Genomic DNA, 20,514 nt, shown 5'->3' on the forward strand with positions numbered 1-20,514 from the left:
ACTATGAAAATCGCTCTTCGCCCCACCGCAACGGCACTCTCCGTCGCTCTGCTTTGCCTGATCTCCGGATGCCGGGTTGGGCCCAAGTACAACGTTCCGCCCACCGCTGCGCAGACCGCGCCACCCGCTTATCGCGAGCTCCCGGTAGCGACCAATCCGCCGCCAGCCGTGATCAAAGCTGATATCAACGCCACCAATCCCCAGGTCGTTCCCGCGCCCGCTTACGATGGCTGGAAGGTCGCGGAACCGCAGGACGCCATGCTTCGTGGCAAGTGGTGGGAGATCTACAACGACCCCGAACTGAACGCACTCGAAGATCGCCTCAACATCGATAACCAGAACATCAAGCAGTTCTTCGAAAACTTCATGGTCGCCCGCGCTCTCATCGCAGAAGCACGCTCGCAGCTCTATCCCACGCTGGGCACAACGCCCGCGTACACCCGCACCCGCTCATCCTCGAACCTCACCAATTCCAGTACCTCGACTGGGACGGGAAACAGCGGCAGCACAGGCACGGGCACTGGGACAACAGGCTCAACCGTCACCACCACGACCGGACGCCAGAGCTCGCTTGGCAGCCTGCCGCTCGATCTAAGCTGGGAACCCGACCTCTGGGGCAAGATCCGCAACCAGATCCGCAGCGACCAGTACAACGCCCAGGTCTCCGCCGCCGACCTCGAGAACGAGCGCCTCACCGAGCAGGCATCGCTTGCCCAGTTCTTCTTCGAACTCCGCGGACAGGACGCCCTGGTAAAGCTCTATGCAGACACCGTCGCCGCCGACCAGAACGCCCTTGACATCACGAAGAGCCGCTACGAGACCGGCGTCGATAACCAGATCTCCGTCGTCGAAGCACAGAACACACTTCAGAATGCCCAGGCCACGGCCATCGGCATCGGCACCGCCCGCGCGCAGTACGAGCACGCCATCGCGGTTCTCATCGGCACCAACGCCTCCAGCTTCACCATCCCGGTAAGGCCCTCCATCATTCCTCCACCAGCCGTTCCCGTCGGCGTGCCTTCGCAGTTGCTGGAGCGGCGCCCGGACATCGCCGCCGCCGAACGCACCATGGCCTCATCGAACGCGTTGATTGGCGTAGCCACCGCCGCCTACTATCCTGCGCTTACGCTCAGCGCGACCGGCGGTTTTGAGAGCTCCACCTTCAAGCATCTCTTCGACATCTCCAGCCGCTTCTGGTCCATCGGGCCCAGCGTCTCCGAGACCATCTACGATGGCGGCCTCCGGCGCGCCACGGTCAACCAGTACATCGGAACCTACAACGCGAACGTCGCCACCTACCGCCAGACCGTGCTCACAGCGTTCCAGCAGGTAGAAGACGCGCTCTCGAACCTGCGCATCGGCTCCAACCAGATCGCCCAGCAGATGCAGGCGCAGGTCACTGCGGAGCAGTACGTCCAGCTCGCTCTCGACCGCTACAAGCTTGGTCTCGATCCCTACTCGAACGTCGTCATCGCCCAGACCACTCTACTCACCGATCAACAGACCGTGACCCAGCTCCAGATTCAGCAGATGACCTACTCAGTCAATCTGATCCAGGCGCTCGGAGGAGGATGGGATCGCACCCAACTCCCAACCCCCGCGCAGGTAAGCCAGAAGCTCACCAAGCCCGATACGACGATTCAGCAGTAGCGCTACTTCTGCGCGCCGTCCTGCTTGACGGCGCGCAGAAGGTCGTCAAGATCGCCAATCTTATCGGTCAGCAGATTCAGCCTGCTCGATACGGCCTGGATCTCCGTCTCAGCGCGCAGATTTACTTCGTAATCAAGCTCGCTGCGGACACGGTCCTTCGAGTCCTGCCGGTTCTGGCTCATCATGATTACCGGGGCCTGGATTGCGGCCAGCATCGACAGGAAGAGATTCAGGAGAATGAACGGATAGGGATCCCATGCTTTGCCCCTGAGATACACGTTGATCGCCGTGTACACGCTCAACGTGATGCCGAACGCGATGATGAAGGTCCACGATCCGCCGAACTGCGCCACCTTGTCTGCGATTCTCTCGCCGAAGGTCTCGTCTTCATCGATCAACTCATTCGCATTCCTGCTGGCGCGTAGCCGAACCAGCTCCTGGGTCGCGTGAAACTGCCGTCCGATCACGGTCAGCAGATCCATTCCCGCCATCGGCTTCTTCTGCAGCAGCACCGAAATGTCGTTGCGGTCGATCTCGACGCACTCGACATCGTTCAACGCCATGGCATTGGTCTGGTGTGGCGTCTCTTCCAGCATTGACGCAAATCCGAAGAACTCGCCATGGCCCGGCTGGTGCAGGACCACCTCCTGGTGGTCGCTATCCACGGTTGTCACTTGCACCGTGCCAGACATCACCACAAAGGCGTTCTTGCCAATGTCGCCGATCTTGTAGATACGCTGTCGTGCCGCGAACTTTCGCACCTCCACCTGGGCAGCAAGAATCGCCAGCTCGTCCTCATCGAGCAGCGAGAAGAGAGGGATGTGTTTCAATTCCATGGGAAGACAGGGCATTTGGTGGACCTCGTTATGAATGGTGGTTGCTGGCCGTCCCATTGTAGAGAACCCCGTTCTACTTCACATGAATCTCATCGTTCCTGCCATGGTTCACGCGAGCGGCGTAACCAGGGCTTGCGTTCTGATGATGGGCGCGACGTCGATGTCGAAACTTGGTGCCAGTTGCACCAGGTGCTCCGTCCCCCCGGGCCCATCACCCGCTTTGCCATCCCACAGTGCCAGCAACGTTCGCTGCGGAGCGAGCTGAATCGCCTCATCGACCATCCAGAGATTCGTCCGCTGCCAGATGTTCAGTGATGCCCCTTCGGTCAGAGACTCAGGTAGTTCAACCGAGTCATCGAGCACCGCGATCGCCCCTGGCCCGAGTCGAGCGAGCAGCATATGAAATCGCTCCACCCAATCGCCGCCTGCAGGAGCGACGGAAGTCTCAAGGTACTTTTCAACCTGAAGTGCTAGCCGGAGCAAGGTAGGCACCTTGAAGCTCTCGCAGACGTCATGAAACAGAATGTCGCCGCCGCTGGCACCTCCCGCAATCCCAACCACGGATTCCTGGCCAATCGCCGTTAGCAAGTTTTCTACGGATTTCGTAATCGCGCGCCGTCCCGCATCCTCCGCGCGGGCAGGGAAGCGCTCCTTCACTCGGCCGGGCGCGTCAATCATGTGCCCGGTGAAAAGGATCGCGTGTCGAAACTCCGCCATGGCCCCGTCCCCGATCAAATTGTCTTGCGTGCCCGCGGCGCTTGCACCGATCGAGGTACAGATTCCACCGCTGGTCGAGCCACGCGCAGAAACGTCAATAGTCGATCAATCTCCCGGTCCATTACTCCCTTTTCGTTCTCGTCGGTCTCTCTGTGAATATCCTCCAGCTCGTCGCGTGCCTCCGTCAGCTCGCCGGCGATCCAGTGCGCCTTCGCCTTTTCAAACTTGAACGTCCGTTCGAGCTTCTCCATGTTGCCTTTGCTCAGGTTCGTCGCCCGGATCTTTTCGTTGGCAAGGTTTGCCAGGCTGATCATCCGCGCCGTCTCGCGCGTCTCGGCCAGCGAGTCGAACAGTATCCCCAGCGCCTTTCCCCAGCCACTCCAATTCACGCACTCTTCCATCCGGTTCGCAGCGCGTAGCGCATGGTCGATCGCCAGCGTGTGGTGGCACCCTGTCAGCGCAATCCTCGCCGCCGTCGTCTCCGAGTACGCAAGCTGCAGACTCATCCCCCGGAACGCCTGGATCGTCATCGCTCGCTGCAGCAACGCCAATGCCTCATCGAGCCGGTCCGCTCGCTCCGAAAGCAGGTCCGCAAGGTCGCGCAGCACAGCCGACATAGCGAAGTACCACCGCGAGTCGTGGGCCGCCCCCTCGCTCGCATCATCGCAAGCTCCCAGGTCCGCGATCGCCAGCCGGTAGAACGCCTCGGCCGTCCCCGCCTGGCCCTGCTCCTGCAGCAGATACCCAAGTTCGTGCTTCCCCCGCGCCGTCTCCCGCAGAGAGCTCGTAGCTGTCGGCTGATTCATCGCCAGCCGGTAAAAGTCTTCCGGCTTGCGCAACAGAGAAAACTCCATCTGCCGCGTCGTCGTTGGATCGCCGCTGACGAACCTGCTCCCAAACTCCAGTAGCTCGGCAAGCGTCATCGCGTTTTTGTCATCCCGGCTGTACAGATTACCGGTCAGCAGCAGCCATTCCTGGAAGCTCGTGAGGCGGTTCAGATACTGCTTGGCCTGCTCCGGCTGAACTCCTCGCACGCAGGCATAGTAAGCAGCCGACAGCACCTCGTCGGAGACCGTATCCGCAGGCAGTGTCTCGCAGAACGCCCTGGCATCGTCGAGACGGTTCTGGTCGACCAGCCCTGGCAGCGTCTCCTCTGGCGCAGGGCCGATCAGCAGAAGAAACGTAAGTGCCGGACTTGGCGCAATCGTCTTCAAAAACTCGATGTGTAGCGGCTCGCTGTTCGTCCACACAATCAACGGAGCCCCAAACCGCGCAATCTTCCCGAAGAACCACACCAGCTTTTCCGCCGCATTGATGTTGGCCGGAAGCGACTTGAGCAGGCCGAGATCGGAGAGGACTTCGCGCGATATTGGATCGACGCTGCCGTCCAGCCGGATCACGTTGCCACGCCATCCCGCAGCCACCCAAAGAGGAATCTGAGCCGCCGGATCGGCGAGCACCGGCGGTTCAGCCATCTGCTTCCACGATCCCGGCTGCATGGTGCAGATTTGTTTCTCCACCGCGACCCATGGGTCGTCATCGACAGTCGCCGTGGCTGCAGGTTGCTCGCCCGCACTATCCTGAGCGCCCGCCGCTGCCACATCGCCGAGCGCCACGCTAATGCTGCTCTGCGCCTGCGGCGTCGAATAAGAGAACGAAGGCGGTGGCAGAGCAGTCTCGGTCGCGGCGACAGCTGGTGGCGTCGGAGGTGGGCTCGCCAGCGCCGCAAAATCCCACTGCGAAGTTGGCACGCGGGGTCCGTTCAGCGGCAGCGCGCTCAGGTCCAGCGGACTTCGCAGATACACCGTCATCGAAGCCCAGCAAGCGTTCTGAAACGCCTCGGTAAACTTCGTGCCACGTGCATGAACCAGCGCCGTCTCCGGATCGCGGCTGGCCGCCGGCCCAAACACCTCGCCGTAGAACCCTTGAGAAATGCTCGCGGCATCCAGCACATGCAACTCCGCCTGGAACGACAGCACCATCGCCGCTCCATCCCGGTGCAGCCACAACGCGGGCGAGTCTCCCCACGAGTTTGCCGCCCCTGAAAAGCAGCTCCAAAGCATAGCCATCCGGGGCTGGCCATACTGCTGCGCAAAGCGAGTCGAACTCACGCCGCCCACCTGGTGGGTCGTGTCATCACCATGCGCCTCGACGTGCAAAATATCCGGACCAGTCAGGGCTTCCGTCAAAACATCCGTCGCCGCTGCAAGAGTTTGCGCGTTGACCATGTCGATCACGCCAGACTGCGTCAGCACCTGCGTCACCGCGTTTGCCGTCGCGTTGGGCGTCCCCGGCCCCTGCACCCGCGTCAGCGTCAGCCGGGACTTCGTCACCGTCTGCGCGTCAGAAAAGTCATCCCACGACTGCACAATCGAGAGATCACGCGAGGCCAGCAGCTTTCCGTCGCCATCGCACATCGCTCCCCACGGCAACAGGTGAAGCTCTGTACGCTGCGTCTGGATCACCAGTCGCCTTGCCACTCCTCCATCGGGCGAAAGGAACGCTGCCGTCTCCTTATTCAATCCCGAGAGTGCTACGAACAAGGCTGTCCCCAGGTCTTGGATCGCCATCGCATTGCGAAACGCAAGATCGTCCGCCGCCGGGTCATTCACGCTCGGACGGACGGTATTGCAACTGCTCAGCTTGTTGCGGAAGTCACGCCACTGGTCGTCGTTGATAGGAGATCGAAAGTATCCAGCAGGAGAGTCTTTCCCGTCGATCGTGACGAAGACCCCATACGCCCGGTCAGTCGTCAGGGGGAGGCTCTGGCCCGAATCTCCGCTGGGCAAAACCAGCCGAACGATCGCCGTCTTGCGGTATTGCGACATGGAGATCACGCTACCATATCGCTTCCACGAAGGCCGCTTCCAATCATGTACTCTTCCAGTGTCGAACTTCAGCAAGAGAAAGAGCGAGCCATGAGCCCCAAGCAGAAGGACCCCAGCATCTCGAAGTTGAACGACCTCGGCTACAACGTCATCAAGGTGCCGCGCACGGACATCGCCCCACTCGACCTGCTCGCCCACGACAGCTCCAGTCCTCAGCTGCGCAAGATCGGAACCATCTCCACCTTCTGGAAGACCGCCGCTCCAGTCCCCACCCCCGGCCCACCCAGCGTCGCCGCCAGCTTGAACAACACGCACAGCAATAAGCTCGACCTCGGCTTCGGCCTCGACCTGCTCAAGGGAGCGCTCGCTGTCTTCGGTGCCAGCGCGCCGTCGCTCGACCTCAGCCACACCAACGCTAAGTCCCTCCAGTTCAACTACACCGGCGTGACCACCGTCTCCATCGACACCGGCCTCATCGGCGACTACCTCACCGAAGGCAAGCTCAACGTGGGCAACCCCGAGACTAGGCACCGCTTCCTCGACCAAGGCTCACAGGTCTACATCATCACCGAGGTCATCCGCTCCACCTCCATTACCGTCACCGCGACGGACTCGAACGGCAACGGCGTCTCGCTCAGCGCGCCAGAGATCAACGGCATTATCGGCGGCAATGTCAGCGTCAAGCCATCCTCCGCCACCAACTCCGCCGTCACCTTTGAGAGCGCCACCACGCCCCCCACGGCCGCCAACTTCGGCTTCAAGGCGATGCTCCTCACCTGGCAGCCCACACCCGGCGCTGATCTGGGAGCTGGAACCGGAACCTGGGCCTTCGCAGATGCCGATAACATCACCTTTGCGGCACCTGTACTCGGTGGCGGTTCAAACGCTGAATCCACAGGCCCAGTAGTCTTTGAGACCGGCCCAGAAAGCTGCCTGCTCGATCTGTAGGATGAGCGTCCTGTTCTAAAGCCGTCATCCTGAGCGAAGTCTGGCGCGCACTTTGCGCCAGACGCAGTCGAAGGACCCCGAGAGACTTCGCGACACCCTACCCGCTGGCCCCTTTCAGCCTTGAACGCCCGTCGCGATCGCCAGAAGGTGCAAACAGTGAGGAGCAACGATGCCTGATCCAATCAACGACCCGAACGCTCTCCCAATCCCGCTGGGCGTCCGCGTCGACACCGGAGCTCCCCACCCGCCACTCACACAAGCCGACGTGGACCACATCCTCGCCGGTCGGGCATCGGACCAGCCCATCAGCCCCGCCCTGGCCCGCGTCCAGGTCGTCATGACCCTCGGCCCCGACGGCAGCGTAGCCGACCGCAACAACCTCTGCCAGACCGGTTGGGCCGTCTTGTTTGCCTCCGATTCCGACCCTGCCATCAAGCAGCAGCTTCAGCCCCTGCTCGACCTCCGCCAGCGCCAGGTGTCTAAGCGCGCCATCCCGGGACGCAAGCCGCTCTTCCGCATCTTCGAAGGCTCCGACCCCGCAACCGGCGGCGTCCTGCTCAATCCCGACGGAACATCGCAGACCGCCCAGCAATGGACTCAGCAGCACGGCACATCACTTACCGCTCCCGTCGTCCCCAGCGTTATCCCTTACTACGTCCTCATCGTCGGCTCGCCGGAGCGCATCCCCTTCAGCTTCCAGTCCGATCTCAGTGCCCAGTGGCTCGTCGGCCGCCTCTACTTCGACGACCTCGCCGACTACGGCCGCTACGCCGCCCAGGTCATCGCGCAGGAGGTCGATCCCGCCGCCCCCACCGCCCCGTCCTTGCCTGTGCAGCCCGCTCAGACCGCCGTCTGGATCACCAGCAACCAGGGCGACGTCGCGACCACCATGCTCGCCAACGCCGTCTCCGGAGACTTCCAGGCCACCGACGGTATTGCCCAGGCACCGCTCGGACAGGACTGGGGCTTCGGCGTCGACTTTTCCCTGCGCGCCGACGCCACCAAGGCCCGCCTGCTCGACATCCTCACCGGCACGCGCGGCGCAGCCTCCGTCCTCTTCACCGGCTCCCATGGAGCCGAAACTTCACCACCCGTCACCGACGAGGACATAGCCTATCAGCGCAGCACGCAAGGCGCGCTCATCACCCAGTCATGGATTCCCAACCAGCCCGCCGCCTCCGGCGACCTCTTCCAGGCCGAGGACATCCCCACTCAGAACATCCTCCCCGGCATGATGGTCTTTCTCTTCGCCTGCTTCAGCGCCGGCTGTCCGGCTATCGACAGCTACTCAGCCAACGCCGACGGCTCTCCCATAATGATCGCCAAAGCCCCGCTCATTTCGAAGCTGGCACAGGCGCTGCTCGCCCACGGAGCCTTAGCCGTAATAGGCCACGTCGACCGCGCCTTCAAATACGGCTTCGTCGACACCAGCGGAACCTCGCAAGTCCAGCTACTCCGCACCCCGCTCGAACTCCTGATGCAGGGGAACCGCGCCGGCCTCGCCGCCGACTCTTTCAGCACCACCTGGGGTGCTATCGAAGGCCTGCTGCACAACGCTACCCCAGCCCCAGTCGCGAACGCCGCCCTCCGAATGCACATCGCCAGCGACGACGCCCGCAACTACACCGTCCTAGGCGACCCTGCGGTGCGCCTGCGCGTAGCCCAAATAGGCTAAGGCCACACGGAGAATCGTCAGCCACCCCTTGAGTGGTTGATGGGGCCTCCAAAACCGACTCCGTCGGTGTCAATCTCTAATAGAAGAAAATTCGATTTCGTAACTGGAAAATCGGGAACTGCGGCATCCACGGTCGTCTCAAAGAAGACACTGTAGGCACCTGAATCAGAGGTTGTGAAGGTAAAGACCGTGGGGCCTTGCGGATTGAGCGGAATAGGTCCGGTTGGGGCGGGGGTTAGTGCGGTGATTGCGGCCGGTGAAAAGAATGCCACGACTGGGCCAGCGTTGGACACAGAGAACGCTAGCGTATCGCCGTTGCTCACTGCGACCGACGGCTGACTCGGTACCAGCGTTCCTGCATCGTTCGAGATAAAGACTTCTGTATGCGCCATGGTGTGCCTCACGTTAGTTCAATTTGGTCTTGCTGTCCACAGCGAGTTCTGCCTTCGCCTTATCAAGCGCGACTTGAAACGTCGGATCGCTGCGAAGCCTCGCGAGTTCCGGGCTTCGTTGAAACTCGTTACCGCGTGTTCCCCGAGCCACTGCCTTTGCAAATAGCGCTATGGCTTTGCTGCGCTGCCCCGCAACTTCGTAACTGTAGGCGACCGAGTAGCTGATGTTTGGGTCATCCGGGGAAAGACCGAGGGCCTTGCGCGCCAGTAGGAGGCTACTTTCAACATTGCCAATCGAGGCATACAGGCTGGCTAAGTCCGCCAACACCTCTGCGTCCTCCGGTGTCTTCCGTCGCTGGCCTTCCGCAAGCTCGATGGCCTTGCGATAGGCTGCTTCCGCCTGTTCGTGTTTGTCGCCGCTCCAGATATAGACGCTACCCAGGCTTCCCCATGCCTGGTAGTCCGAGGGGTCTAGCTCAATCGCCTTCTCATCCATCTCCGCTGCGCTTGTGTAATTGCCCTGCAGCTGAAACACGGTACCTAAGGCCCGGTAGCTATAGGCATCCGGCTGCAGACTCAATACCTTCTGGAAGTCTTCCCGCGCATCGTCTAACTTGTTCAAGCGCATGTTCACGAGACCAAGATCGTATAACGCGAAGGTGTTCTGCGGATCGATCCGTACCGAGTTCTTCCACTGCGCCGCCGCATCCTGAAGGTCCCCCGCCAGCATGTAATAGTGTCCCAGCCGCAACGGCCACATTGAGTTCTCAGGCGCAATGTCGATCGCCTGTTTTATCTGCTCGATCGCATCTTTGCCCCTGCCCTGCGATTGGTAGACCTCGCCCAGCGCGGCATACGCATCGGCGCTTCTCGGATCGAGTTTTAGAGCCTGATTCGCATCCCTCACCGCCAGATCTGTCTTCCCTCCAACCGCTTCGATCTGCGCCCGCGTCACCAGTGCGGGGGCGCTGGCTGGGTCGAGCCTCAGCGCTTCGTCGGTCGCGCTCTTTGCCGAATCCAGCAGGCTCCCTTGGCTCGAGTCGTTCTTGTACTGCTTAAAGTACGCAGCTCCGAGCCCAGCCTGGGCCAGCGCAAAATCCGGATTCTTCTTCAGGATGTCTTGAAACTTTGTTATCGCTTCTGTGAGGTTCGAGTCCTTGTAGGACTTACTCAGCAGGCCCTTTGCCTCTGAATACTCCGCGTCAATATCTGCCGGAGCGCCCGCCACGACCGCATGTTTCGATGCCTCATCCAGATGAAGCCATCCCCGCACCATCGGCGTCTTGAAGGCCGCCGCTCCCAGAACCAGCGCCGCGACCGCCACTCTCAACTGCCAGGGCCTCGTATTGCGTGGCGGCTCCACGGGGAGCGGGGTCAGAGCAACAGCCTCTACAGGCACCGCCGTCCCAATGCACTCCGCCAGCGCCTCCGACAACTGCCCCGCGCTGCTGAACCGCTTCGCAGGATCGGTCTCGATCGCTCGGCCTACCGCTCGCAAAAACTGGTCTGGCAGGTCGCTGCGAAGATCCATCAACGTCCGCTTCTGCGCCAGGGCAGCCGTCGCCTCTGCCCGCGAAAGCCCGCCGAGCCTTGCCGGATACTCGCCCGTCACCAGGTAGAACAGCAGCACGCCCATGGAGTAGATGTCGCTCGCAACGGTCGCCGTCTTGCCCTGCCACAACTCCGGCGCCATGTAGTTCGGCGTTCCCGCAATGTCCTCCTGCCGGTGCGGCAGCGTGCTCAGCCCGAAGTCCATCAGCAGGATGTGGCCACCCTCTTCGCGCATCACGTTCTCTGCCTTGATGTCACGATGCAGCAGCCCCGAGCGGTGCACCGCACTCAATGCCCGCGTCACGTCAAGGCCAATCAGTACCGCCTCGCGATATCCGAAAGCCCCCTGCGATCCCAGCAGCGCCGAGAGCGTCTTGCCTTTGACGAAGTCCGTCCAGAAGCCGACGCGCCCATCATGCCGGTCGATCCCGTAGACCGGGACGATGTTCGGATGCCGAACCGACGCCAACGCCCGCGCCTCGCGCAGCATCGCCTTGTACTCCTCGTCTGTCTGGCCGTTGCCCGTTGGCGAAGGCAGCAGCAGCTTCAATGCGACCTCGCGTTCCAGGTCCGGGTCCCACGCTCGGTAGACTTCGCCAAACCCGCCCTGGCCCACCCGCGCCAGCAGCTTGAACCTTCCCCAGGCATCGCGCGCCGCTGGAACGTCCCTCGGCGTGGAGGGCAGCGTATTCATGTCGAGCGTGCGGTCTTCATCCATGCGGGTCAATCGGATTATAAGACCCCATGCACTTCGCCTTCGATCGACCGCCACCATGCCGCAATCCCTCGTAACTACGCCTCGGTGATACCATCCGATTCAAGCCCGCCCGTAGGGTATTCCCGGCGGTAACTCCAGGCCATGACCCCCGCATCCAGATCGTCACCCCAGATTGTCCTGCACAGCGAGGGCACCCGGCGCACTGTTCCTGTGGATCATGTGCCCTTCACGCTGGGTCGCGGCCACGACTGCCACCTCACCATAGGCCACCCACACGTCTCGCGCGAGCACGCCGCGATCGACCGCGACTCCGACGGCTATTTCCTCCGCGACACCGCCAGCCGACACGGCACCTTCGTCAACGGCGTGCGTGTCTCGACCACCCGTCTTCGCCCCGGCGACCGCATAGCCCTCTTCCCCGATGCTGGGGAGCGCGACATGCTGCTCTTCGAGCAGGCAGAGGAAGAGAGCAGCACCCGCACGTTGCTCGCCCAGATCACCAAGTCCTCCGGTCCGGGGTCTGGTCTGGGACTTGATAAGACCCAAGTTGCCCTGGCCATGGGCGGCCAATCAGAACTCGAGACCCTGGCGCTCTTCCTCAAAGCTGCGCAGAGCCTCAATAGCTACGGCGCGGTCAACGACGTCCTTCGCACCATGCTGGAATACACCCTGCGGCTCACCGGAGCGGAACGCGGCTTCGTCTTCCTCGGAGCGACCGCCGACACTCTTCGCCTCGAGAGCTGGCAGGACAAGGATGGAAACGCGACCACCGCCTCCGTGCCGCTGGCCCCCATCGATGGCGAACGGTCGGATAGACCCGCGATCTCCTACTCCATCGTCCGCGAGGCTGCGGAATCGCATCTTGACTTCATTCTCTCGAACATCAGCCCTGATGCGGCCCGCGGCCACGAAAGCCTAATCCTGAACGCCATCCGCTCCGTGGTCGCGATCCCACTGCGCGGCCAGAACTCCGACCGCCTGCTTGGCGTGCTCTACCTCGACAGCCGCTCCATCACCCACGACTTCACTCGCACCGGCAAGCAGATCCTCCAGGCGCTTGCCCACCAAGCCGCAACGCTGCTCGAAAACCTGCGCATGATCGAGGCCGAGCGCGAATCCGCCCTGCTCCGCAAGGAACTGGAGATCGCCGCCGCCATTCAGCAGCAGATCATCCCGCAGACACTGCCCGAGTTCCCCGGCGTGCGCCTCGCCGCCCGCAGCGTTCCCTGCACCGGCGTCGGCGGCGACTTCTACGACGTCATCCCTGTCGAGGATGGCTTTGTCGCTCTTGTCGGCGACGTCTGCGGCAAGGGCGTTCCCGCCGCTCTGCTGGCTTCGATGGTGCAGGGCATGCTCCACGCCCAGATTTCGGCGCAGGCCACCCATGTGACCTCGCTGGCGAACACCGTCCAGACTGTCAATGCATTTGTCTGTTCCCGCGCTCCCGTCGAAAAGTACGTTACGCTTGCCATCTTGCGCTACACCTTCCCTCTGCTTCCCGGAGATCCGGCCCAGGTTGAGCTGGTCAACGGAGGCCATGTCTCTCCCATGATCGTCCGGGCAAACGGCACGGTCGAGACAATCCAGGACGGGGACATGCCGGTCGGTCTGCTCGAGATCGCCCGGTTCCACGCGATACTCATTACACTCGATCCCGGAGATCGCATCGTTCTCCTCAGCGACGGCATCAGTGAGGCCGAAGATCCCAGCGGTACCCAGTTCGGTGCCGAAGAGATGACCCGCTACCTCGCCAGCCCGGATCCCGTCCCCTCGCTCTTTCGCGCCATGAACGGCTTCTGCAAAGGTGCACATCCGCAGGACGACCAGACCGTCCTCACGGTCGACCGTATCGCCTGATCCGACCCGTGAAGAATTCCAACGCCGTCATCCTGAGTGGAGTTTGGCGCGTATTTGCGCCAAACGCAGTCGAAGGATCCGTTAGAGTTGACATCACTCAAACCGCCCGGACCTTTCAACCTGCGGCATCTCCACCAGCCACTCCGCTCAGGATGACCGAGAGAGTTGACGAGTTCCATGATGACTCTTGGCAGTTTGAAAAACTAATTCCACTGCGACCGATGCCGCTCCACCCACCAGCAGGGCCGCGACCCAAGCTGCGGGTACATGGCCCGCACGCACGTCACGGGAACCGGGCCTGTATAGTCATATTCGTTCTTCTGCCCCTTCAACGGGGTGGTTAAAAACTGGTCGACCTGAACAACCCGATAAGCCGACCCTCGCCGCACCTTCACCTGTAAAACCACCGCATCGCCCAGGTAACTACCCAGGGCCGCAGCCAGTAATGTCAACGAGCCCCACTTGATGAATCGGCGCATCTTTCCATCCAAAAGCGGGCGTGGCCCAGCCTCGTGTCCATCAGAGCATAGATCGCCATAACCTTGCCCAACTTCGAAACGGTGATTTACTCTGGCGGGACCACCCTTCAATATGCGATTCTGTAGATATATTCAGCAGTTGAGAACGATATCATGGCTCTGGCCTTCGATAGAGAATTCGTGCCAGCTTCAGGAGAGCTATGAACTGCCCCGAGATGAGAATTGGTATCGATCTTGGAGGAACCAAGATTGAAGCTCTTGCACTTGACCACAAAGGCACGGAACTGTTGCGCTATCGTGTCGACACGCCGCGCGAAGACTACCCCGGCACCATCGCCGCCATCGCCGGCCTCGTTCGTCGTTTGGAGACAGAGACCGGCGCTACTGGCACCGTAGGCGCTGGCATCCCCGGCAGCGTCTCCCGCAGGACCGGCCTGGTTAAGAACGCCAACTCCACCTGGCTCAACGGCAAGCCCCTCGCCGAAGACCTCTCCGCCGAACTCGCACGCGAGGTCCGTGTTGCGAACGACGCCAACTGCCTCGCCGTCTCCGAGGCGACCGACGGAGCCGCCGCTGGCCACCACGTCGTCTTCGGTGTCATCCTTGGCACCGGCTGCGGCGGTGGAGTCGCCATCGACGGAACGGTTCACGCCGGCCCCAACGGCGTCGGCGGTGAGTGGGGCCACAACCCCCTCCCCTGGCCCACTACCGACGAGTCCCCTGGACCTGCCTGCTACTGCGGAAAGTTCGGCTGCATGGAGATGTGGGCCTCCGGGACAGGCGTCGCACGCGACTTCCTCCAAGTCACCGGCAGGGCACTCACGACCCGCCAAATCGTCGCCCTCGCAGAGACCGGCGACGTCGAGGCACTTCAAGCTCTCGACCGGCTCGAAGACCGCCTCGCCCGTGGCCTCTCGAACATCATCAACGTTCTCGATCCCGATATCTTCGTCTTCGGCGGAGGTCTCTCGCTGCTCAAGCGCATCTACACGAATCTACCGATCCTTCTGCCGAAGTATGTCTTTGGCCACGAGGCGGACGCGATCCTGGTCCCGGCAAAGTTCGGCGATTCCAGTGGAGTGCGAGGAGCTGCCTGGCTCTGGCCCGCGCAGTGATTCACGCGCATCACCCATTGGTCATCCACCGAAAGGTGGAGACCAGTTTCCACCTAGGCAGCCCTACACTCAGGGAATAGCATTCATAAGCACGCGTAGAAGCAATCTTCCGGCAGCAGCGGAGCCGGATACTTGCCGGAAGATTCTTCGGTGTGCAACCGGGTGGGTCAGGGTTTGACTAGCAGATACAAGTCGTTTTCAAGATTCAGTTCAAGACATCTGGTTTACGTCTCTGCCGCGCTACTTGCCGCGACCATGCTTGTGGTTTGGGGCGCGGACGTCCATCGCACGGTAAAGGCCGGCACCGAAGCCGATGAGGCAGCTGCCGCGCGCCACGCCTTCAGCGAAAAGATCGCAACCGGCTATAACTTCCGGTATGGCAAAGACAAGCCGTTCCTGCCCTCGAACGCCACCACAGACACAGGCGAGTTCATCAGCCCCAAAAGCTTCTACACCGCCGACTACTGTGGCCACTGCCACCAGGAGGCCCACCAGCAGTGGCGTGAGTCCGCCCACTCAAACGCCAACCGCGTCCCCTACTACCTTCGCAACGTCGACCTTCTGAATAAGGAGAAGGGAATTGAGTTCTCCCGCCACTGCGAGGGCTGTCACGACCCCATCGCTCTCGTCTCCGGCGCCCTCACCGAAGGCGCACCGAAGAAGCGACCCTACGACCAGGACGGCGTCACCTGCAGCGTCTGCCACTCCATCTCCAAAGGCGACACCCGCGGCACCGGAAGCTACGTCATGGGCGTTCCCGCCGTGATGGTCGACGAAGACGGCAAGCCCATCACTCGCCCGGTCACCGACGCCGAGATCCTCACCCACCTCGATCGCCACAGTAAGGCGGTGATGAAGGACTTCTACAAGACCAGTGAGTTCTGCGCCTCCTGCCACAAGGCCGCCCTGCCGCAAACCTTGAACGGCTACAAATGGCAACGCGCCATCTTCCTCTACGATGAGTGGCAGAACTCCTCCTTCGCCAAACAATCGCCGCTGCCGTTCTATACGAAGGACTCGGTCTCTACCTGCCAGACCTGCCACATGCAGCGCGAGCCCATGAAGCTGGCCGACTATGGCGCAAAGAATGGCCAACTCGCCTCGCATCGCTGGCTCGGCGCGAACACCGTCATCCCGAAGATCTACGGCTTCGACGAGCAGGCCACGCGCATCGTGCAGTTCCTTCAGGCGAACGTCTTCAACGTCGACATCTTCGCTCTCGAGCACGGCGAGCAGCCCGACGGCGTCGCTGCCCAAACCGGCTCCGGCGACCCGCAATCCCTCATCGCGCCGCTTGGCCTAACCAGCTTCGAGGTCGCTCCGAAAGAACTCGTCACCGCCAACGTCATCATCCAGAACAAGGGCATCGCCCACAGCCATGTTCCCGAGCAGCGCGATATGTACGAGTCCTGGGTCGCCTTCACCGTCAAGGACTCAAACGGCAAGATCATCGACGACAGCGGCTTCCTCAAGACCAATGGCGAACTCGACGAGCGCGCCCACAGCTTCACCAACCGCCTCATCAACGTGAAGGGCGGCCTCAACAGCCTTCACCAGGTCTGGGACAATCGCGTCGTCGCCTACAACAACACCATCCAGTCAGGCCGTTCGCAGCTCATCCGGTACTCCTTCCACCTGCCGGCCTCGGGCGACGTGACTATCACCGCCACCGTGAAGTACCGCCGCTTCAATCAGCACTTCATCGACTTCGGCATGAACAAGCAGCACTACGTCCAGCCGGTGGTCGACATGGTCTCGCAGACGCGGACAATCCATATCGGCGACAACGCCCCTGCACCGCTCGACGCTGCCCAGGCAAAGCTTGAAAACAAGGAGTGGATGCGTTGGAACAACTACGGCATCGCTCTGCTCGACGCGCAGCAGTACGCCGCCTCGGTCGCCGCCTTCCAGCACGTCCAGAAGATGCGTCCGGACTACGCCGACTCCTTCACCAACCAGGCGATCGTCGATATCCTCTGGGAAAAGTATGACGACGCCCGCCCCAGCCTTGCCAAGGCGCTTTCTCTCTCACCCGGCAACGCCCGCGCCCTCTACTATCGCGCTCTGGTTGAACGCAACGAAGGCGACCTCGACACCGCGATCATCGACTTGCAGGGCGTCATCAAGCTCTTCCCGCAGTCCCGCGACGCCCATCGCGAACTCGGCTTCTCGTACTATCAGCAGCACAAGTATGACCTTGCACGCACTGAGTACGAGTACGTCCAGAGCATCGACCCCGACGACCTCGCAGCGCACTACAACCTCGCCATCCTCTACCGCCGCCTGAAGCTGAAGGACAAGGCCGCCGAGCAAGCCGCCATCTTCGCCGACCAGAAGGACGACCCCACCGCTGCTACCTACGCTCTCGAATACCTCCGCGGCCACAACGAGATCGCGAATGAGAGCGTCGTCTGGCATGTCCACGAGCTAGACGCTCCGATCAAGAAGGTCGACGCCGTTGCCCCGACCTCGGGGGACATGGCGGGTGGTGGTACACAATAGGGAAGAGACCACTTCCTCGGGCCCTATGAGATTCGACCTTCCCCATCTGCCACAGATAATCCGCCCCCACCTCGCAACGGCCATCGCCGCCGGGGGAGCTATCTTCCTCAGCTTGCTTCTCGCGGCCGCACCGCACACTGTCCATGCCTCGTCAAAGCGGGTCCAGGCCGTCGGCGCCGCAGTTTTTCACGACAAAGGCTGCCAGCACTGCCACGGTGCCGATCTCACAGGAACCGACCGCGGTCCCGATCTCTCCACCGTGGGGAAAAAGTGGCACAAGGGCCGAATCGAAAAGCAGATCCGAGAAGGCGGCAACGGAATGCCAGCCTTTGGCGATGTACTGCAGCCGGATGAAATCAAGTCGCTGGTGGACTATCTCAGCGCAAAGCGCAAGCCAGCGCATAAGGGTATCGCCCCAAAGGCACCCGCTCCTTCTGTCCCTGCCAAGCCATCCGACGACGATTCGGGCGACTGAGCCAGAAGCAAATCGGCTTATCCAAGCTGGGTAACTTTCAGAAGTAATAATTTATCGTGTTACTCCAGCCTCTCGTTACCAGGCTTACACTGCCCGCGCAGTTGCTCCCTTTTATTTCGAAATACAAAGCTTTGTCGCTAATTGGCTACCTTCTGTAGCCGAACGACGGCTTCTGCGCCGATTTCTCCTGGTAACTGGGGTTCAAGCAAAAAAGTCACTTTGTGTGATTTCCCTTGGAAATATCTCGCGGCTTGATAGAAGCTTCCGTAAACAGATCTCAATTTTGTCTGGATCGGGTTTCGAAATCACATCGTAACTCGGGCTTTTCTGGCTGGCTTAGATCGGATTGATCTCGCAGCTGGCGGATGAGTGGGCTCCTGTTCGCTTCGCCTCCAAGGCTTCAAACAAATTCGACCAAGAATGGGCCCATGCTAACTACAACGACTCAGACATTCGTAGCGGAGTCCTCAAAGACCTCAGCCGCCCGGCCTTCCGGTTCCAGCTTTTCATGGAGCGACTCTATACGCCCCTCGACGCCGCGCCACACCGCAGACTCGTCCGCAGATGGGACCGCTGAGATCTCCGTGCCCGATGCTGCCTCAAGCGCCCCGGCAAACTCGCCGGCCCTCGATGTCAGTAGCCGTTTCGGCCTCAGGCTCCGCGAGCTTCGCCGCGAGCGCAATCTCACGCAACTTCGCATGGCTCGTGACTTCGGCATCGACCGCAGCTTCATCAGCGACGTCGAGCGTGGCCGCAAGTCCATCTCCCTGCCGATGCTTGAAGTGATTGCGCTGGGGATGAAGGTCTCCCTCTCCGAGCTGCTGAAAAACCTCTAATCCTCTTCCGAGTTCCTCTTCGTCGTCCGGCTTTTCGCCGTAGGCGGCGGAGCAGGAAACAGGGAGGCGTGTCAATCCCTCCATCGTCCGCGCCGCGCGCCACAATTCCGGGTATCGTTGTGAGGGGCCTGGTCTACCTGGATCAGGGATATTGATGACCGATCCGTTTAGGCTCGCCGAGCCTGTCGATGCCGAACCGTATCGAGCGCAAGCGACAGAAACACAGAGTACCCTTCGTCGGCTGGCATCACCCTTCGCGTACGGGGTCATCGTCGTGCTGGTCGCGCTTCTCTTCGCGGCGATTCTCAAGATCAATCGTGGAACCTTCACCTACACCCTGGACGACCCCTACATCCATCTCGCCCTCAGCGATCAGATCCGCCATGGCAACTATGGCCTTTATCCGGGTACGCACGCGGCTCCGTCGTCCTCGATCCTGTTCCCCTTTCTGTTAGCGATCGCATCGGGGACCCGGTTGCACCCTTACTTCCCGCTCCTTATCAACATCGCCTGTCTCTTGGCGACCGTTGAGATCACTCGCCGCTTTCTGCATCACCTCCGCTTGGGCAGCGACAACCTGGCGACCTTCGCGCAGGCGGCGGCCGTAGCGCTCATTGCGATCTCGTTCAACCTTGTAGGTGTTGTCTTCACCGGCCTCGAACACAGTCTGCACATTGCTCTGGTGGCCGCCACGGTCTACGGCGCTGTTCAACTCATCGACCGCCGCCAGATGCCGCGCTGGCTGCCGCTTGTCCTGATACTTGCACCTTTAGTTCGTTACGAGGGGATCGCCCTCAGCATCGGGACGATCCTTCTGTTGGCATTGCGCGGTCGCAGACGTACGGCGTTAGCCACCTTCGCTGCCATGACGGTCCTGATCGTAGGATTCAGTATCTTCCTGAAACATCTGGGTCTCTCCGCGCTTCCCAGTTCGATCATGGTGAAGTCCGTCGTCGCAGGCGGTATGGGCGGCGGCGCTCAGCAGTTCCTGCACGGCCTTACGAAGACGCTCGACACCATGATCGGCCACCCCATCGGACTTCCGCTCCTGCTTATTGGACTGTTCGCGGCGGCCCGGTTCTCCCAGGACCTCTTCCGGCGCGGCCACCCGTGGACTCCAAACGGCCTGATCTCGCTCCCCCTGCTATGCCTGATCGGCGGCCAGGCGGTGGCCGGCAGATTCGGCTGGCTCGAACGCTACGAGGACTATCTGCTCCTCGGCGTCTGCCTCATGAGCCTCTTCCTCGCGCGGACTCTCGTTCGCTTCGCCATGTCCCCCGAGCGGCGCTACGATGTCGTCCATCGCAGCCGTGCCGTCCTCATAGCTGGAGCTTTCGCCGCTCTGCTGCTGGTGGGGGCGCGTTACGTCAACAGCACCGCCCACGTGCCGCAGGCCTCGAACAATGTTTACGAGCAGCAGTTACAGATGCACCGGTTCATCGACGGCTACTACCGTGCGCCTGTCGCGGTGAATGACCTTGGCCTGGTCTCGTATCACAATCCATACCCGGTGCTCGATCTAGGCGGCCTGGGTTCTGAAACCGCGCGGCTGATGATCGCTCATCATGCGTCCCCGGCCGACTACCAGGCCTTCGTCGCCGCGAACGGAGTCCACCTCGTCATCGTCTACCAGGAGTGGTTTCCCGATCAGATTCCCAATGGCTGGACCCACGTCGCCACACTCGCGCTCACTGGACCCTTGGTCTCTGCCGCAGAGGCCGAGGTCCAGTTCTATGCGACCGACTCCGGCACCGCCTCGCGCGTCCACCAGAATCTCGTCGCGTTCCAGCCGTCTCTGCCTCCGGGCGCCAACCTCACCCTCGACTGACGCTTGTCGTAGCGACGCCTCTGCGTTCGTCCAACAAACGTCATCTCGACCGGAGCCAAGCGGCTGCATCGCTTGGCGAAGAGGAGAGACTCCCGCATTTCGTTTCT

15 protein-coding genes are annotated in these 20,514 nt (G+C 61.5%); 9 read left to right on the forward strand and 6 right to left on the reverse strand.

The window, feature by feature from the left end; genetic code table 11:
- The first annotated feature begins 3 nt into the window (after nt 1-3).
- A complete protein-coding gene (locus tag HDF16_RS16420) occupies nt 4-1,650 on the forward strand; it encodes an efflux transporter outer membrane subunit (protein WP_184218647.1) in 1,647 nt (548 codons plus the stop codon).
- A 2-nt stretch (nt 1,651-1,652) separates the two neighbouring features.
- Here the strand turns inward: HDF16_RS16420 and HDF16_RS16425 are convergent, their stop codons facing one another.
- The 3 genes from HDF16_RS16425 to HDF16_RS16435 all read right to left on the reverse strand — a co-directional run bounded on the left by HDF16_RS16425 (nt 1,653) and on the right by HDF16_RS16435 (nt 6,031).
- Complete coding sequence (locus tag HDF16_RS16425; RefSeq protein WP_184218650.1) at nt 1,653-2,501, reverse strand: DUF1003 domain-containing protein; 849 nt, start codon at nt 2,499-2,501, stop codon at nt 1,653-1,655.
- A 93-nt stretch (nt 2,502-2,594) separates the two neighbouring features.
- Nucleotides 2,595-3,203, reverse strand: coding sequence for a hypothetical protein (locus HDF16_RS16430; RefSeq protein ID WP_184218653.1), 609 nt, complete (start codon nt 3,201-3,203; stop codon nt 2,595-2,597).
- A gap of 14 nt (nt 3,204-3,217) precedes the next feature.
- Entirely contained in the window at nt 3,218-6,031 is a 2,814-nt protein-coding gene (locus HDF16_RS16435; protein ID WP_184218656.1) for a hypothetical protein, read from the reverse strand.
- 90 nt (nt 6,032-6,121) lie between these two features.
- Here HDF16_RS16435 and HDF16_RS16440 point away from each other — a divergent pair, with 90 nt between their 5' ends.
- Both HDF16_RS16440 and HDF16_RS16445 read left to right on the forward strand, forming a co-directional pair.
- Nucleotides 6,122-6,979, forward strand: coding sequence for a hypothetical protein (locus tag HDF16_RS16440; protein ID WP_184218659.1), 858 nt, complete (start codon nt 6,122-6,124; stop codon nt 6,977-6,979).
- Nucleotides 6,980-7,148: 169 nt separating this feature from the next.
- Entirely contained in the window at nt 7,149-8,654 is a 1,506-nt protein-coding gene (locus tag HDF16_RS16445; RefSeq protein ID WP_184218662.1) for a hypothetical protein, read from the forward strand.
- 17 nt (nt 8,655-8,671) lie between these two features.
- On the opposite strand, the gene HDF16_RS16450 is transcribed toward HDF16_RS16445, so the two are convergent.
- Complete coding sequence (locus tag HDF16_RS16450; RefSeq protein WP_184218665.1) at nt 8,672-9,046, reverse strand: hypothetical protein; 375 nt, start codon at nt 9,044-9,046, stop codon at nt 8,672-8,674.
- A 13-nt stretch (nt 9,047-9,059) separates the two neighbouring features.
- The gene (locus tag HDF16_RS16455; protein WP_184218680.1) at nt 9,060-11,315 is read right to left on the reverse strand and encodes a serine/threonine-protein kinase; all 2,256 of its coding nucleotides are present in this window, start codon (nt 11,313-11,315) and stop codon (nt 9,060-9,062) included.
- Nucleotides 11,316-11,456: 141 nt separating this feature from the next.
- Here HDF16_RS16455 and HDF16_RS16460 point away from each other — a divergent pair, with 141 nt between their 5' ends.
- A complete protein-coding gene (locus HDF16_RS16460) occupies nt 11,457-13,172 on the forward strand; it encodes a SpoIIE family protein phosphatase (RefSeq protein ID WP_184218683.1) in 1,716 nt (571 codons plus the stop codon).
- A gap of 203 nt (nt 13,173-13,375) precedes the next feature.
- Here HDF16_RS16460 and HDF16_RS16465 read toward each other — a convergent pair whose 3' ends face one another.
- Nucleotides 13,376-13,651 (reverse strand): hypothetical protein, encoded by a 276-nt coding sequence (locus HDF16_RS16465; RefSeq protein WP_184218686.1) that lies wholly within the window; start codon nt 13,649-13,651, stop codon nt 13,376-13,378.
- Nucleotides 13,652-13,851: 200 nt separating this feature from the next.
- Here HDF16_RS16465 and HDF16_RS16470 point away from each other — a divergent pair, with 200 nt between their 5' ends.
- The 5 genes from HDF16_RS16470 to HDF16_RS16490 all read left to right on the forward strand — a co-directional run bounded on the left by HDF16_RS16470 (nt 13,852) and on the right by HDF16_RS16490 (nt 20,407).
- Nucleotides 13,852-14,766: an ROK family protein gene (locus tag HDF16_RS16470; RefSeq protein ID WP_221312801.1), complete on the forward strand. Its 915-nt coding sequence runs from the start codon at nt 13,852-13,854 to the stop codon at nt 14,764-14,766.
- 255 nt (nt 14,767-15,021) lie between these two features.
- Nucleotides 15,022-17,268: a tetratricopeptide repeat protein gene (locus tag HDF16_RS16475; RefSeq protein ID WP_184218692.1), complete on the forward strand. Its 2,247-nt coding sequence runs from the start codon at nt 15,022-15,024 to the stop codon at nt 17,266-17,268.
- 25 nt (nt 17,269-17,293) lie between these two features.
- Nucleotides 17,294-17,743, forward strand: coding sequence for a c-type cytochrome (locus tag HDF16_RS16480; protein ID WP_184218695.1), 450 nt, complete (start codon nt 17,294-17,296; stop codon nt 17,741-17,743).
- A gap of 428 nt (nt 17,744-18,171) precedes the next feature.
- Nucleotides 18,172-18,579 carry a helix-turn-helix domain-containing protein gene (locus tag HDF16_RS16485; protein ID WP_184218698.1) on the forward strand — a complete coding sequence of 136 codons (408 nt, stop codon included), beginning with the start codon at nt 18,172-18,174 and terminating at the stop codon, nt 18,577-18,579.
- A 154-nt stretch (nt 18,580-18,733) separates the two neighbouring features.
- Nucleotides 18,734-20,407 (forward strand): hypothetical protein, encoded by a 1,674-nt coding sequence (locus HDF16_RS16490; protein ID WP_184218701.1) that lies wholly within the window; start codon nt 18,734-18,736, stop codon nt 20,405-20,407.
- The last annotated feature ends 107 nt before the right edge of the window (nt 20,408-20,514 follow it).

It is taken from the genome of Granulicella aggregans (assembly GCF_014203275.1).
In the GTDB taxonomy this organism is placed as follows: Bacteria; Acidobacteriota; Terriglobia; order Terriglobales; family Acidobacteriaceae; genus Edaphobacter.

Excerpts from the sequence above, each read along its gene's own strand:
- HDF16_RS16420 (WP_184218647.1), top strand. The coding sequence starts at position 4 with ATGAAAATCGCTCTTCGCCCCACCGCAACGGCACTCTCCGTCGCTCTG.
- HDF16_RS16425 (WP_184218650.1), bottom strand. The coding sequence starts at position 2,501 with ATGCCCTGTCTTCCCATGGAATTGAAACACATCCCTCTCTTCTCGCTG.
- HDF16_RS16430 (WP_184218653.1), bottom strand. The coding sequence starts at position 3,203 with ATGGCGGAGTTTCGACACGCGATCCTTTTCACCGGGCACATGATTGAC.
- HDF16_RS16435 (WP_184218656.1), bottom strand. The coding sequence starts at position 6,031 with ATGTCGCAATACCGCAAGACGGCGATCGTTCGGCTGGTTTTGCCCAGC.
- HDF16_RS16440 (WP_184218659.1), top strand. The coding sequence starts at position 6,122 with ATGAGCCCCAAGCAGAAGGACCCCAGCATCTCGAAGTTGAACGACCTC.
- HDF16_RS16445 (WP_184218662.1), top strand. The coding sequence starts at position 7,149 with ATGCCTGATCCAATCAACGACCCGAACGCTCTCCCAATCCCGCTGGGC.
- HDF16_RS16450 (WP_184218665.1), bottom strand. The coding sequence starts at position 9,046 with ATGGCGCATACAGAAGTCTTTATCTCGAACGATGCAGGAACGCTGGTA.
- HDF16_RS16455 (WP_184218680.1), bottom strand. The coding sequence starts at position 11,315 with ATGGATGAAGACCGCACGCTCGACATGAATACGCTGCCCTCCACGCCG.
- HDF16_RS16460 (WP_184218683.1), top strand. The coding sequence starts at position 11,457 with ATGACCCCCGCATCCAGATCGTCACCCCAGATTGTCCTGCACAGCGAG.
- HDF16_RS16465 (WP_184218686.1), bottom strand. The coding sequence starts at position 13,651 with ATGCGCCGATTCATCAAGTGGGGCTCGTTGACATTACTGGCTGCGGCC.
- HDF16_RS16470 (WP_221312801.1), top strand. The coding sequence starts at position 13,852 with ATGAACTGCCCCGAGATGAGAATTGGTATCGATCTTGGAGGAACCAAG.
- HDF16_RS16475 (WP_184218692.1), top strand. The coding sequence starts at position 15,022 with ATGCTTGTGGTTTGGGGCGCGGACGTCCATCGCACGGTAAAGGCCGGC.
- HDF16_RS16480 (WP_184218695.1), top strand. The coding sequence starts at position 17,294 with ATGAGATTCGACCTTCCCCATCTGCCACAGATAATCCGCCCCCACCTC.
- HDF16_RS16485 (WP_184218698.1), top strand. The coding sequence starts at position 18,172 with ATGCTAACTACAACGACTCAGACATTCGTAGCGGAGTCCTCAAAGACC.
- HDF16_RS16490 (WP_184218701.1), top strand. The coding sequence starts at position 18,734 with ATGACCGATCCGTTTAGGCTCGCCGAGCCTGTCGATGCCGAACCGTAT.